Origin of the sequence: Paenibacillus illinoisensis NBRC 15959 (assembly GCF_004000925.1) — a bacterium.
Classification (GTDB): domain Bacteria; phylum Bacillota; class Bacilli; order Paenibacillales; family Paenibacillaceae; genus Paenibacillus; species Paenibacillus illinoisensis.
This window is the reverse complement of record NZ_BIME01000001.1, coordinates 95,644-110,793: the sequence shown is the minus strand read 5'-3', so window position 1 is coordinate 110,793 and position 15,150 is coordinate 95,644. Positions and strand designations below refer to the sequence as shown.

11 protein-coding genes are annotated in these 15,150 nt (G+C 45.2%); 6 read left to right on the top strand and 5 right to left on the bottom strand.

Translation table 11 applies throughout. The features are described from left to right. Position 1 precedes the first annotated feature (1 nt). A complete protein-coding gene (locus tag PIL01S_RS00450) occupies positions 2 to 874 on the bottom strand; it encodes a carbohydrate ABC transporter permease (RefSeq protein WP_095287215.1) in 873 nt (290 codons plus the stop codon). A gap of 69 nt (positions 875 to 943) precedes the next feature. Next, positions 944 to 2,257: an ABC transporter substrate-binding protein gene (locus PIL01S_RS00445; RefSeq protein WP_127535774.1), complete on the bottom strand. Its 1,314-nt coding sequence runs from the start codon at positions 2,255 to 2,257 to the stop codon at positions 944 to 946. A 209-nt stretch (positions 2,258 to 2,466) separates the two neighbouring features. On the opposite strand from PIL01S_RS00445, the gene PIL01S_RS00440 reads away from it, so the two are divergent. Both PIL01S_RS00440 and PIL01S_RS00435 read left to right on the top strand, forming a co-directional pair. Further along, positions 2,467 to 4,230: a cache domain-containing sensor histidine kinase gene (locus tag PIL01S_RS00440; RefSeq protein WP_127535773.1), complete on the top strand. Its 1,764-nt coding sequence runs from the start codon at positions 2,467 to 2,469 to the stop codon at positions 4,228 to 4,230. A gap of 18 nt (positions 4,231 to 4,248) precedes the next feature. Next, complete coding sequence (locus PIL01S_RS00435) at positions 4,249 to 5,772, top strand: response regulator (RefSeq protein WP_127535772.1); 1,524 nt, start codon at positions 4,249 to 4,251, stop codon at positions 5,770 to 5,772. 97 nt (positions 5,773 to 5,869) lie between these two features. On the opposite strand, the gene PIL01S_RS00430 is transcribed toward PIL01S_RS00435, so the two are convergent. Continuing rightward, positions 5,870 to 6,283, bottom strand: coding sequence for a MerR family transcriptional regulator (locus tag PIL01S_RS00430; protein WP_127535771.1), 414 nt, complete (start codon positions 6,281 to 6,283; stop codon positions 5,870 to 5,872). A 296-nt stretch (positions 6,284 to 6,579) separates the two neighbouring features. Here PIL01S_RS00430 and PIL01S_RS00425 point away from each other — a divergent pair, with 296 nt between their 5' ends. Further along, positions 6,580 to 7,620, top strand: a complete 1,041-nt coding sequence (locus PIL01S_RS00425; protein WP_127535770.1) for an NAD(P)-dependent alcohol dehydrogenase — start codon at positions 6,580 to 6,582, stop codon at positions 7,618 to 7,620. Positions 7,621 to 7,765: 145 nt separating this feature from the next. Here PIL01S_RS00425 and PIL01S_RS00420 read toward each other — a convergent pair whose 3' ends face one another. Further along, positions 7,766 to 9,256 carry a glycoside hydrolase family 43 protein gene (locus tag PIL01S_RS00420; RefSeq protein ID WP_127535769.1) on the bottom strand — a complete coding sequence of 497 codons (1,491 nt, stop codon included), beginning with the start codon at positions 9,254 to 9,256 and terminating at the stop codon, positions 7,766 to 7,768. 174 nt (positions 9,257 to 9,430) lie between these two features. Here PIL01S_RS00420 and PIL01S_RS00415 point away from each other — a divergent pair, with 174 nt between their 5' ends. Further along, positions 9,431 to 10,354 (top strand): ArsR/SmtB family transcription factor, encoded by a 924-nt coding sequence (locus PIL01S_RS00415; protein ID WP_127535768.1) that lies wholly within the window; start codon positions 9,431 to 9,433, stop codon positions 10,352 to 10,354. A gap of 300 nt (positions 10,355 to 10,654) precedes the next feature. Continuing rightward, the gene (locus PIL01S_RS00410; RefSeq protein ID WP_127535767.1) at positions 10,655 to 12,706 is read left to right on the top strand and encodes a methyl-accepting chemotaxis protein; all 2,052 of its coding nucleotides are present in this window, start codon (positions 10,655 to 10,657) and stop codon (positions 12,704 to 12,706) included. Positions 12,707 to 12,827: 121 nt separating this feature from the next. Here PIL01S_RS00410 and PIL01S_RS00405 read toward each other — a convergent pair whose 3' ends face one another. Next, complete coding sequence (locus PIL01S_RS00405) at positions 12,828 to 13,697, bottom strand: helix-turn-helix domain-containing protein (protein ID WP_127535766.1); 870 nt, start codon at positions 13,695 to 13,697, stop codon at positions 12,828 to 12,830. A gap of 234 nt (positions 13,698 to 13,931) precedes the next feature. On the opposite strand from PIL01S_RS00405, the gene PIL01S_RS00400 reads away from it, so the two are divergent. Then, positions 13,932 to 15,131 (top strand): MFS transporter, encoded by a 1,200-nt coding sequence (locus tag PIL01S_RS00400; RefSeq protein WP_164764142.1) that lies wholly within the window; start codon positions 13,932 to 13,934, stop codon positions 15,129 to 15,131. Positions 15,132 to 15,150: the final 19 nt, after the last annotated feature.

Sequence of the window (15,150 nt, the reverse complement as noted above, 5' to 3'; positions counted from 1 at the left end):
GTTATTCGGTAACCTCCTTACGACGCATAAAAATCAGCAGCGGAATCGCGATGATGGTGACAACGACGAACAGCAGTGTGTTGACTGCGGTACCGAGTCCCCAGTTGCCTTCACCGAAGGAGCGCAAAATAATGGTACCCACAACCTGTGAAGCATTACCCGGACCTCCACCGGTCATGACGTAGACTTCCGAAAATACTTTGAGTCCACCGATCAGGGTCAGCATCAGGTTGATATTAATGGCTGGCAGCAGCAGTGGCAGCGTGATTTTAAAGAAGCTTTTCCATGAGCTAGCCCCGTCAATGGTAGCAGCTTCGTAATATTCCTGGGAAATGGATTGCAGCCCGGCCAGATAGATGGCCATTTGAAATCCGGCGCTTTGCCAAATGGAGACGATGGCGATGGTCCAGATGACGATGGACGGATTGGTTAGCCAAGCCTGGCTTAATGAGTGCAAGCCTACAGCTTCGAGCAAGTTGTTAATCGTGCCTTCGGTTCGCAGCATCGGTGTAAACAAAATACTGATGACGAGAATGCTCAGAATGGAAGGGGAGTAGAAGATGGCACGCAGCAGATTTTTGGTTCTTAATCTCATGTTAAGTCCTACAGCCAGCAATAGACCGATGACATTTTTGCCAACGACAGTGACAATCGCGAAGATCGCCGTATTTTGCAGTGCCAGAATCAGCGTTTTGTCAGAGAAGATCTTCTTGAAATTGTCCCAGCCAATGAACTGAAGTTCCAGTCGATCCAGCCGCCAATCCGTAAATGAATAGTAGAATCCTGCGATGGCAGGGATGACGAAAAAGATGGAGTAGATCAGCAATGCCGGATAGATCATGTAGTACGAATACAGATTTTTAGCCCTTTTCATGTCTCACGCTCCGTTATAGCTCGGGCAGCATAGATAACAAGATTCTATGCTGCCCGGTTTTTTATCTTCTTAGAAACCGGCTACACCTTTGTCTTGCATCAGCTGGCTGAACTTCTCGTCCCACGCCTTCAGTACTTCTTCCGGTGTCAGTCCGCCTGCAAATTGATCCTGCAGCAATCTGTACAATTCACTGCGGTCCACGAGCATATAAGCATCAGTAGTTAGCACCGTTTTCTTAGGCGTAATGTAATTGTCTACGATATCCTGTTTATAGGCAGGCAGCTCAGGCGTTGTTACGTCACTGAAATTGGATACATAACCTTTCGAATCAACGATCTGCTGAGCAACGTCCTTCGAAGCAATAAAGTCCAGGAACTGTTTGGCTTCTTCCAGATGTTTGGATTTCTTCGGAATGAACAGTTGCCCGCCGAGTGGACTCGCACCCAGACTCGCATCCTGGGAAGACGGAATGGGGAAGACGCCGAGTTCCATGCTAGGATCCTGCTCGGCCACACCTTCGATCAACCAGTCACCCATAAACATCATGGCGACTTCCTTGTTCAGGAATTTACCCACGGCCATATCGTAGCTGTCACTAAGCACGTCTGTGTTGGTGTAGCCTTTGGTGTATACTTCGTACTGCTGCTCCAGAAAGGTTTTGAACTCCGGAATATCGGACCATTTTTTCTTATTGCTGTTCAGGTCATCAAAGAACGTAGGATCATTCTTGGCTACAAAGTCAGCAAAAGCTGCTGCAGGCCAGATATTGGCTGCCCAGGCATCTTTGTAAGGCATAAACACGGGTGTGATGCCGCTCGCCTTGATTTTTTCGCATATAGCCAGAAACTCTTCGTAGTTTGTCGGAATGGACAAACCAAGGTCTTCAAAGATCTGTTTGTTGTAAACAACCCCTTGCATTCCTGTATCCTGGCTGACATGGAAACTGTAGAGATGACCGCCGGAAGAAAGGACGTCCTTGTTCACAATTCTGCTCGCCCAAGGCTCGTTATCCAGAATTTCAAAATTACGTTCCAGGTTCAGGTCCGTCACAGCACTCGCCAGATTGTATTGAATGATATCAGGCGTTTCATCAACAGCCAGCTTGGTTTGCAGTACGGTCGTGGTCTGTTCTGCTGGAATAAGCTGCAGATTCACACGTACATTTGTCTGTTTTTCAAACTCATCCAGAATGTCCTGCTGAATAAAGGCAGAGTCCTGCGAGCTTTTGGAGATGGCGAGTTCCAATGTGACCTTGGAACCTTTGCTGTCTCCGCCAGCAGCTGTTCCGGAATCACTTCCTCCAGATCCGCATGCGGTTAATGATATGGATAACAAACTGGCCAAAACGATGGATGCTGCTTTTTTTCTTTTATGATTCTTCAATGCAAATCCCCCTCTAAAACGTTTAATGAATCCGTTTACAAACTCGATTATAAATTTTTATCTGTTCCCGGTACATGTCTGTGCTTGAACGTTCATGTGTAATATTCTGAACTTGAAATCGCTATCATTTCAAACGTTCACATGATACAGTAGGACATAAATGGTTGAGAGACGCATCATGTTGGGGGAACAGGAGGACATTTGGAAGGATGATAAAGCTGATACATCGGGCAACTCAATTCAGTTTGCAAACAAAGGTATTCTTGACATTTCTGGCCCTGCTAATGTTCGTGCTGGGCTGTTTTATCGTTTATGTAAACGTTATCGTTATCCGCCCACTGAAACTAAAAACGGAGCAGGATATGCTAGTGACAGCGACTAAAGTCAGAGAACAGGTTGATCTCTATGTTGAGCAGCAGAACCAGTTGTCCCAGCGAATTTTGGCCAGCAAGGATATCTTTGCAACGATGGAGAAGAGTTCCGCGGCTCACAGTAATTACGAGAGGCTGAATCAGATCCGGAAGCTGAAAGACATCATGTTTCAGGCCATCGGACCCAGCATGAATATGAAGGACATGACGATCTATGACAAGGAAGGGGTGCTGCTCACCTCGTACCTGGGAAGTGGAGATCTTCCCGCCATGCTCAGCAGCATGATGGCTAACAGCGGCGATGGACGAGAGTGGGAAGGGAACGGATTCATTCTGGTGCGCCAAGAGGATACGATCTCCTTTGTCCGCACAATCAATGATCAGAACGGGAAGGTGTACGGTTATCTGAGTATTCAAATGGATCAGGCTTATATCCAAAAACTCACTGAGGGAATTGCTGCAGGCGAGGTGTATATTCTGAATCAGCAAGGTAATCAAATGACCGGATCGGAATCAGGAACCACGTTGTCGAAATGGACCAAGCCGTTATCCGACGAAGGATTGGACGTGGACAAACAGAACAACTACGTCACGCATTCGACCTCCCCCAGCACGGGATGGATTACCTATATCGTTACACCGAAACAGTCGGTACTAGGCTCAATCCATTCGGTACAAAGCATGTCGATCCTATTGATTACAGCCTTGATGCTGGTGTCTTTTGTGTACATCCTCTTGACCACACGCAATTTGCTGCTTCCGATCCGCAAGCTTCGCAGTCAGATCTGGCGTATCAATTACAGCAACATGAATCTGAAGGTGGATGAGAGACCGAAGAACAATGACTTGCTGCTGCTGAATGAAGCTTTTCAGGATTTGATGGAACGATTGCAGCAATCCATAGACCGGGAAAAGGCAGCCTTACATGAAGAAGTCATGGCGCGCAATTCGGCTTTGCAAGCTCAGATTGCTCCTCATTTTATACACAACGTCCTGTATCTCATCAGCATCGCAGCACAGGAGGGAAAGACCAAGGTTGTATCGGATATGTGCAAACATCTCTCGGACAGTCTGCGCTATATTGTCTCCTCGCCTTACGCACATGTGACTTTGGCAGATGAGCTGGAGCATACCAGACACTACTTATCACTTGTGCAGCAGAAGTATGAAGAAGATCTGGAGTGGGAGATTCATGCTGACGCTTTGGCTAGTGAAATTCGACTTCCGAGGCTGGTCATTCAACCTTTTGTAGAGAATTGCATTGAACATGCCTTTTCCAATACGGCACCGCCTTGGCGCATTCAAATTACGGTGAAACAATATAACGGACTATGGGCTCTGGAGATTAAAGATAACGGAGAAGGCTTCACACTTGATAAAATTCAGGAGATCCTCGCGAAGGTTCAGGAATCCGCTGCTGGAGAGAACCATCTTCTCAATCATCCAACGTCCCTTGGTAATATGGGGATGCTCAATAGCATCAACAGGCTTAAACTGATGTATAGCAATCGGCTTTTTTTCAACATTTTCAACAATCACGCACATGGCGACAACGGAGCCACCATTCAAATCATCGGCTCGCTGACAAAGGATTTTTACTAGGCAAAGGGGAGACATGTGATGTATAACATCATGATTGTAGAGGACAGCAAACCAATACTGCGTAATATAAAAATGCTTTTGGATGCGCTTAACCTGCCCATTCATGTGGCGGCTACGGCAACGAATGGAGAGGATGCCCTGGCTGCAATTCAGCTTGAACCCATTGATCTGCTGCTGACCGATATTCGGATGCCGAAGATGGATGGGTTATCGTTGATTGAGCAAGCGAAGAGGGTGAACCCGGACTTGAAAGTGATTCTGATTAGTGGTTATAGCGACTTTGAATACACACGAAAAGCGCTCAACCTGCAGGTGTTCGACTATTTGCTGAAACCGGTGGAGCAAGAAGCGTTAGAAGAGGTCATGAGACGGGTGATTAACCAGCTTGATCAACAGAAATCCAAAAAACTGAATGACTTGCAAGAGATTGTCGACCCTCAGTGTTATGCTGAAGTGCAAAAGGGGGAGGAATTATCGCTGTTTTCTCAGATGATGATCATTTTGCGTAAGCAGCCATTTACACCAGGGAAGGAACTATGGACACAGCAGACGCTTCTTGGCTTCGTGGAGGTTCTCTTTGCCCCGCAGCCTTGTCATGTGTTACAGAGTCGAACGTCGGATCAATTTATCGTTTTCGTAAACAAGGGAGCGCTTGCTGCTTATTCCTCCATGCATGAATGTCTGGAATCATTACGGCGGCATTTGGTTACGTATCAAATGGACGTGATGATTGGAGGGCAGCTGCTCTCCTCTGATTCGGGACATCTGCCAGAAGTCTACCATCAAATAACGTCGATACTGTCTGCACAGCAGCGGTTGAACCAAGGATTGGCACTTGATACTGGAAATCCAGTTTCGACGGCCAGGCTGGAATCAGGGTGTCTGGATTCCACCTTGGAATCCACATTTGTGCAAATGATACAGGCTTATCAGAAAGATCGGTTTGCTCTGAAGCTCTCCGAGCTGCTGGACCGATGGTCGGAGCAGCATGTGCATGTGAGAGAGGTGGAACGTTTCATTGGATTATTGGTGGATACATTCGCTCATTTGTACGAAGAACAAGGATCGGGGATCAGGCTTGGTCTTGAGCATCGGGCCAAACAGCTCTTGGAAGCACCGACATATGCAGACTTCTGCCAGGAACTACAGGAATGGACAGGGCAGTGTTTTGATATGCTGCAGTCGCATATCCGAAAAAGCAAGGAGCTCCTATTCGAGCAGATGGATGAGTACATCAAGCTTAATAAATATTCCCATTTATCCATCAGCGACATTGCTTTGAAGTTTCACGTCAGTCCATCTTATGTTAGCCGAGTGATCAAAAACGTAACGCAAGCCACTTTTGTTCAGTATTATACCCGGCTGAGAATTCAGGAAGCCTGCAGGCTGATGGAACAGCAACCTGATATGAAGTTTAAGGAATTATCGGACCTTCTATCCTTCAGTGATCAGCATTATTTCTCTAAGGTGTTCAAGGAGTATACAGGATACAGCCCTACGGAATACAAAGAATTGATACCTACCAATGGCTATCATAATTAAATTCATGTACGAGAGAAATAAAATGGAATCTGTAATTTTGCAGTAAAAAATAGCAAAAAACCTAGCTCCGAAAGGAAACTAGGTTTTTGGTGTTTCTTTAGTTGGTCACCGATTGACCCATCTTATTCATTTTATGGATATCTTCCGTCCCTGCTGCGATGGCGGTTTTATAATAGGCGCATTTGTGTTCAATGACTTCCATGGTCTTTCTCAGTTCTTCCATTTGTGCTTCCACACTGGCTTTACGTTCAATGAACATGTCGTATCTCTCCTGCAGTGTGGAGTCGCCTTCGGAGCACCATTCAATGAAATCCTTGATATCCTTAATCGGCATACCAGTGAGTTTCAGGCACTGAATAATTTTCAGAAAATCAATGTCCGATTCTTTAAACTTGCGCACTCCGCTCGGGGTACGTTCGACAAAAGGCATAAGTCCTTCCTTATCATAATAACGCAATGTATATACGGTGAGATTCAATTCTTTGGCAACTTCGCTAATTGAGTATGTCATACAGGTCTCCTTTACTTACGGCATAGACTTCGAGTTAACTCTAGCTTCTGTGGGGAATCTTATCACGGTAAATACAGGATGTCAAAGTCAGCAAAGACATAATGGGGATTTAGAAATATCTTTATCTATTTCTATAAAAAAATTTAGAAAAGATATTTGACCTAGAGTTAACTAGAGGGATTAAGATAATTTTGCGAGAGAAAAAGAAGGAATGATTGGTCAATGTATCAATTGTGATTCTTGCCCCTGAATGGGTGTGTTCTCTTGGAAAATGAACATCTTAGGAGGTTTTAATGATGATTACTGCTAAAGCACGTGCTGTGGACGGACCGGATCAATCGTTCCGGTCAGCTGAAATTAAACGACGCGATCTGGACACACATGATGTCCTGATTGAAATCAAATATGCCGGCATTTGTCACTCTGACATTCATACGGCTCACGGTGAGTGGGGTCCTGTGAATTATCCGCTGGTTCCTGGTCATGAAATTGCAGGAATTGTGACGGAAGTAGGAAGCGAAGTTTCCAAATATAAAGTCGGTGATCGAGTAGGCGTAGGCTGTATGGTTGACTCCTGTGGGGAATGCGAAAATTGTCGCCGAGGCGAAGAGCAGTATTGCCTCAAAGGCAATATTCAAACGTACGGTGGGGTTGATAAATACGGTGAACCCACACAAGGTGGATATTCGACTCACATCGTTGTAACCGAAAATTTCGTTATTCGGATTCCGGATAACATTGCACTCGAAGCCGCTGCACCGTTACTTTGCGCAGGTATTACGACATACTCTCCGCTTCAACATTGGGGAGCAGCTCCAGGGAAAAAAGTAGCGATTGTAGGTATGGGCGGTCTCGGCCATATGGCTGTCAAAATTGCACATGCCATGGGTGCTGAGGTGACTGTTCTGTCCCAATCCCTGAGTAAAAAGGAAGATGGTTTGCAGTTTGGTGCAAACCACTATTACGCCACAAGTGAAGCTGAAACGTTCGAGAAGCTTGCGGGTTCTTTTGATCTGATCATTAACACGGTAAGTGCCAATATCGACATTAACGCTTATTTCGGATTGCTCACGCTGGATGGCACACTTGTAAACGTAGGTGCACCTGGTGAGCCTCTCGCAGTAAACGTCATGTCATTAATCGGCCACCGTCGTTCATTTGCCGGATCCATGATTGGTGGCATACGTGAGACCCAGGAAATGATGGACTTCTGTGCGGAACATGATATCACACCTCAAATCGAAGTGATCTCAGCTGATCAAATCGACGAAGCTTACAAACGCGTACTTGCTTCGGATGTGAAGTACAGATTCGTTATTGATACAAGCACGATGTAAGTGCTAAATTGAAATTAAACTTCATGTAAAAAGACTGTGAGGATGTCTCCAAAGTGTTAACTTTGAGGACATCCTCGTTTTTTTACTGGCATTTATTTTTAGTTAGAAATGTATATTTTCTATTGTTTAACTCGTAGGTTTTCTTTTATATATAGTCGCACTTGAATTCAGAGAATTCTGCTTGAGCTCCTTCGCCATAGGCATATAAACCAATAACTACGCCAGTAAACCCGCCGGCTACCTCGGAGGATAGGTATTTCGTATGTGCGTGACCTACTTCAATCTCCTCGCCCTGGGTATCCAAGCTAAAGGTATAACGATCATTGGTTGCCCGGATCTTCAATGTGGCGTGATTACGGCTTCCGAGATCCACTTCGTTTTCAACTGATTTGATATCTCCAATATTAAGGCGCTCGATTACCTTGTAACCTTCAGCATCTTTCCTTATAGCCAGATCATAATGATGGTGCTCATCCATATACAGGGTGATGCCTGCCTCTCCATCTGTAAGATTAACATCACAAGAAATATTGGCATTGAAGTCCTTTTGCCGTATACCGATGAAGGTTGGAGTGCCCGGTTGATCGAGTGAGACGTCTGTTCCTTTAAGCGTTAGCTTGTTGGATTGCAGCATATAATTCTCTGAATGAGGATGCCTGAGATAACACCAGTCCTTGTCCCATTCCGTGTTGTCAAAAGTAAATGACTTCTTCTCCACCTGAACGACAGATTCGGATATCCGGTCTGTTTCAAAAGTTAATAGAGTCGTTCCATGGTGACCTGCTGTAAACCAGCCGTCTTCATCAAATGTTACAGGTGCTACAAAAACTTCGCGGCCCAGATGGTGAAACGTCTGCCATTGTCCGATCTGCCGGAATCCCAAGTGGAAGAGCCACCAATTTCCCTCAACGTCCTGAACCAGATCGCCATGCCCAACACCTTGCAGCTCATAACCGCCCAGGTTACGGTTAGTTAACACCGGATTGTGAGGATAGGCTTCGAAAGGACCGGAGACAGCGGATCCGCGTGCATACGTTTCCATGTGACCGTATTCGGTGCCTCCTTCAGCAGCCAGCAGATAATAAAGACCGTTGATCTTATACATATGAGGACTTTCCAGGTAACGTCCACCAGTACCTTGCCATATGGTCCGGCTCGGCGTAAGCTTTTTGCCGGTTTCAATCTCAATCTCACATTGAACGATCCCCGAGACACCAAAATCGTCAGAACCGTTACTCATAAAGTATGCTTTTTGGTCTTCGAAATACAAGTCAGGATCGATTCCGCCCTGGTCCACGAATATGGGCTCAGACCACTCGCCATAGATATCGTCTGTCCACACATAGAAGTTCTGGCGGGTCGAATCATTCGTGGTCGTCATGTAGAATCGCCCGTTATGATGCCGAAGGGTAGGAGCAAATACGCCTCCTGAACTGTTTACATGTGCAAGCTGTACCTGACTCGTTTTTGTTAGACAATGACCAATCTGTTCCCAGTTAATCAGATCTTTGCTCTCGAAAATGGGTACTCCGGGAAAGTATTGAAATGAACTGCATATCAGGTAATACGTATCGTCTACTCTGCATAAGCTCGGATCTGGATAGAACCCTTTGATGACGGGATTGTTAAACTGCATTCATTCTTTCACCTCGATGATAAATTCATAAAAATAAGAATTCTAATAATAGGAAGCTACTGAAATTAAACACCAACCCACTGTTTATTTCAATAGAAGGGACTTGTAATTTCAATTTATATTCTTTAAATTTATATAAATGTGATTTCACTGAGTAATCAGGAGAGTGAAAAAATGATTCAATCGAACGGGGAGTCCCGGTTTATGCCTTTATACGATGCGCTGGCTAGTGAAGTACGCTGGCGGATTATGGAGTTGATAGCCAATCAGGAGATGAGTGTTAAGGATATTGCTGCACAGATCAAACTTAGCCCTTCCATTGTCACAATGCATATTCGAAAATTAGAACAAGCCGAATTAATCGGAAGCCGCAGAGTCCGGCGTAATGGAGGAACACACAAAATGTGTTTTCTCAAACAAAAAAAGATTGAAATTGAGCTGCCCGCAGCCAGCAGAGTTACCAACATGAGGGAACAGACCATTTCGGTTGGTCATTATACTGCGTTTGATATTCATCCGACTTGTGGTCTGGGTACAAGGGAAAAGGAAATCGGGGTATGGGACGATCCGCGCTACTTCCTGGATCCTGAACGGGTCCAAGCTTCCATCCTGTGGTTCGGGAGAGGTTATGTGGAGTATAAGACGCCTAACTATCTATATCCCAATCCCTGTGCGGATGCTGTGGAAATTTCCATGGAGATCGCTTCTGAAGCACCAGGTCTAAGAGATGATTGGCCATCAGATATTACCTTCACCTTTAATGGCATTAAGCTTGGAACCTGGACCAGTCCGGCGGATTTCGGCAGGGCGGCACGAGGCAAATACACACCGCAATGGTGGCATCGCAACGTGAATCAATATGGATTATTAAAGACGATTCGAGTGGATGCTTCGGGGACAACGATAGATGGAGACTGGATGTCAGACGTGACGCTGTATGATGTGAGGCTGGGTGAACCGTTCTGGACACTCAGGTTTGCGGTTGAAGAACAAGCGGATCATGTCGGGGGATTGACGTTGTACGGAGCCGGTTTCGGTAACCATGATCAGGACATTGTGATCCGAGTATATGTCGATGACAAACCAAATTATGGTTAACATATCCGTTCTATTTATGCTATAATACAAAACAAATAAGGCTTGTTACTGATTTTAATCAGGCAATACCTGTGTATATGTATGCTCAACGTTTCTTTGAGTGTGCATATATATGGGTTTTTTTGCGTTTACATACGGTAATACATTAACAATTACAGGAATTACATCACTGATGTGACGTCGTTTACAGAGCAATTATTAGCTATTAATAAAATTAAATATATACCATTAATTAAATTATTTACTAGATATACCGATATATAGTTTTGTTCATAATTTAAACAAGAGAGGGAGATCCATTTGAACGAAAAAAAGAAAAAGAAAAAAGGGTCATTATTCACGAGACTAGCATCTGTTTTACGTTTGATGAGTACCAGACTCATAGCCGCTTTCCTAACGGTTCTTATCATTCCAACAGCACTTATCGGATATTTCTCTTATCACAGTGCACAAGAACAGGTTCAAAAAAGCATGACCGATCCGATGAATACGATACTAACCATGGCAGGGCAGCATATTAATAATCTGGTAGGGACAAAAGCAGAACTATTAAGTTATATAGATGGGTTGTTAAGTGCTGATGCCAGTCAGGTGAACATTGAAGCAGTGCAAGCAGAATTAAACCAGTTAGCAGATACATATCCTGATATTCTCGCAATTACTGTAGGTAACGATCAGGGCAGCTTTATTACATCTCCAGAGATCGGAGAGACAACATATGATCCACGCAGTACGGAATGGTACACCCATGGTAAAAATAATAACGGATCGGTCTATTTTTCTAACATTATGAAAGACTCCGATTCCGGGGAGATTTATGTGGAGATATCCCAGGCTCTCTCAAGTGAACAAGGCGTAGCAAGCATAAAACTTGATCTGGCACCATTAGCAGAAGAGATCTCCTACGTGGATGTTGGGGGGAACGGAAGTTTAATTGTAGTGGACTCCAATCGAACCATCGCCGCCTGGGCTGGTGCTATTGTTGAAGGTGGTGGAGGAGAGCTTGGCGGGGCGCTTATTGACGGGATACCTGTCCATCCGAATACAGCATCTAGTCCTGATGAACCCATGGCATTCTCCCAATTTGTCCGAACGGACCTGGAATATGATTTGGAGGTATACAACGGCGTTAATGCGTTAACAGGCTGGAATGTCATCGCTTTGATGGGGCATGAAGATTTCATTGCAGCAGCGAAACCAATATTGGTCACTAGTCTTACCGTAATTATCATTTCTACATTGCTGGCTGGAATGATCACTTTCTTTATTTTGAGATCCTTCATGGTTCCTATGCAAAAATTACGAACGGCAACCCGTCGTGTTCGAGAAGGAAATTTGACAGAACGGGTTGATCTTAGGAATAAAGATGAATTCGGCATATTGGCCAATGACTTTGACCAAATGACCATATCATTACAATCTGTCGTGACAGAACTTAATCAGACATCGTCGCTTCTAAACCATACCTCGCAAATGATACAGGAAAGCACCGAACAAACGAACGCTTCTGTTCAACATGTTGCTGAAACGATCCAGCAGACCGCTGAAAGGGCAGTCGCCGGTGCAGAAAGTTCTGAACAAACAGCGAACGCAGTGGAAGAGATGGCCAGAGGGATTGGTACCATAGCTGAATCTGCCAGTGCCATTGTAGATTCGGCTGAGGAGACAGAGCGTGCTGTCGCGAACGGTGGGAAAACCATCAACCAGGTTGGCGACCAAATGGAGCACATCCTAGTGGCCGTCCAGGAAACCTCAGCATTGATTAACGAGCTGTCTAATCTATCAGCAGAAGCCAACAGAATGAACGAGGCGATTGCGGATATCTCTCGCCAAACGAATCTTCTATCACTTAATGCATCAATTGAAGCGGCGAGAGCAGGAGAACATGGTAAAGGTTTTGCTGTCGTTGCAGGTGAAGTACGCATGCTGTCCTTGCAATCCAAACAAAGTGCGGAAGAAATTGGCGCAACCATCAGCAAAATGTTTGACTTGATCGAGAAATCCACTTCATTAATGAATGATAACGTTCGAAATCAAGTTGGCGAAGGGATGCGGATTAGCCGGGAGGCTTCTGCAACCATATCGAACATTGAACAATATACGGCTCATATTGTGGACCAAATTCAGGATGTATCTGCTGTATCAGAGCAGCTGGCAGCAAGTACGGAGCAAGTCTCTGCTTCGGTGGCAGAAATGGCCAATATCTCCAAAGTGTCTGCTGACAGTGCCCAGACCACTTCGGCAGCAGCCCAAGAGCAAATGGCGGCCATGGAGGAGATTGCTGCATCATCCGTGCAATTATCCAAAACGGCTGAAAATATGCAAAACTTGGTCCGTCGATTCACGCTCTAGGTTAAATATAAGTTTAGGTTTGAATGACAAAGGCGCTCCTTATCAGGAGCGTCTTATTGCATGTTATCTTAGTAGCCGTGATGGTGTGTTAAGGGTTGACTAGATCAGGGAGATATCTCTTTTATAAATGGGAGGCAGTATCCCCGAACATATCTTTTTGATTTCGCTTGCGAAAGCTTCGCGGCGATTCACCGACCGTTTTGGTAAAAAGAATGGTGAAGTAATTGGGGTTATCATACCCAACCAGCTTGGAAATCTCCCATATTTTCTTCTTGGTCGAGACTAATAGCCGGGTTGCTTCACCCATTCGTCGTTGGATCAAGTAATGATAGGGGGAGGTGCCGTAGCGATTTTTATACATATGAATGAGGTAATAAAAATCGATATGAAACTGTTCAGCGAGTTCCTTCAGTTTAATGTTTTGCCGGTAGTTGGTATCCAGATAGTCCTTAATACTCTCAGCAAGGGTGTTGCTCCGTATAATCTGTCCAGAAGACTGTTGAAGGCCGGACATGCGTTCGATGATCAGTAGTACGGCTTTCAACACATGCTGGGAGATGCGCTCGTATCCATCCTCACGAATGGAGAATTCACTGAATAAGGTCTGCATTAACGAATGCAGCTCTTCCGAATACCGGTTTGCGCGAATGATTGGTTCACTACCTGGAGGTACGACCCAATCGGCGTCGCTCTGAATATCCTCTCTGAAACGAAAGCCACAATAAAAGGTGGATAACGGATATTCCGGATCAGACTTTTCTTCGTGAAGTGTTCCTCTATTGTATATGAGCAGGTCTCCCTTTTGGGCCAAGTGCTTCGCACCATCAATGGTGAATGATCCCTTTCCTTCATTAACATAAATAATCTCGTGCAGATCGTCATGCTTATGCGTCGGAAAACTCCACTGGGGATTGCCGGCCAGCTTCCCGACATAAATAATGATACAATCCTGATCTTCATATCGTTGGCCTTGTTCGTGGCGTGTATCCATCTATGTCTTCCCTTCGAGGTTCTATGATGAAAAATGACAACATACATCATGTTTTGAATCAAATCCACAACAACCTTGATTGTCGTCTGACACGTCTGACAGTACAATTTCACTATCCAATATGTACTATATATCGAAATCGAAGGGATGGGAAAGCAGAAAATACATAGAGTAGGAGCTGTCTTAAGAATTGAAGCGCTTGCAACATTAGAAAGGATTAGTGAAATTAAATTGATGACCAGAACTAGAGAAAATCTACTTATTTTAACGCTTACGCTCGTCAGCTTTGTACTCGGAACAACCGAGTATGTCATTGTGGGTGTGTTGAAAGAAATTGAGAGTTATATGAAAGTATCTCTCGCTGCTGCTGGTGCCCTAGTGTCCGGATTCGCTATTGCTTATGCCGTGGGGACACCATTCGCCGTGGCATCCTTGGCCAAAATATCCAGAAGAAGCTCCATCTTAATTGGATTCGCCATTGTGCTTGTGTTGAATGTATTAACCGTGTTCTCAACAACGTTCCCTTCATTGATGGCTATTCGCATCGTTTCGGCCGTTGCTTGCGGACTTACGATATCGCTTTCGATCTCTATCGCAAACGACGCCGTTCATCGGGAGCGGAGAGGGGAAGCCATCGCTTGGATTTTGGGCGGGTTTTCCATCGCGAATGTTCTAGGTGTGCCGCTTGGTACTTTTATTGGACAGCATCTGTCCTGGTCCATGACATTCGTAGTTACTGCTTGCATCGGTGTCGTGCCGTTTGTTTTCATGTTCCGAATCCTACCACGCCGCACGACTACCGTTACCGGTTCATTTGGTGATCAGATGGCTCTCTTTATGAAGCCTCGCATTTTGTTAGCCTGCCTAATCCCCGTGCTGGGCAACAGCTGTATCTTCGTTACTTTCACTTATATTACACCGCTTCTCAGTGAGTCTATGGGGGTGCCCGTACGTTGGATTAGCGCTATACTCCTGATCTATGGGGCATGCAGTATTCTGAGCAATTGGATCGGTGCCAAAATAGCAAAGGGTGATTTTCTACGCAAACTTAAGTGGCTTTTCGTCATCCAAGCGGTTATTTTCCTCGGACTGAGTTTCGCTGTATCCAATCTGTGGCTTGGTTTGACGTTCCTGCTCCTGATCGGCTGTCTGTCGTCGTCAATGAGCGCAGCATCCCAGTTATATCTGTTTGATGTATCTGGATCAATTGCACCGGAATCCAAAGCTTTTGCATCCACACTGCTGCCTGTGGCGGCTAATGTGGGTATTGCTCTCGGTTCTGGGGTCGGTGGACTTGCCGTTAACCTTGGCGGTGTGGCATGGGTCCCGCCGGTAGCCGTGGTATTAGCTTTGCTGGCTTTTGCAATTACAAAAATATGCCAGCGGTCCATTCAGTTGAATGCGGATGAAGCGACCACTTCAAATGCTGCGTAGATCCATGAGTACCAAATAA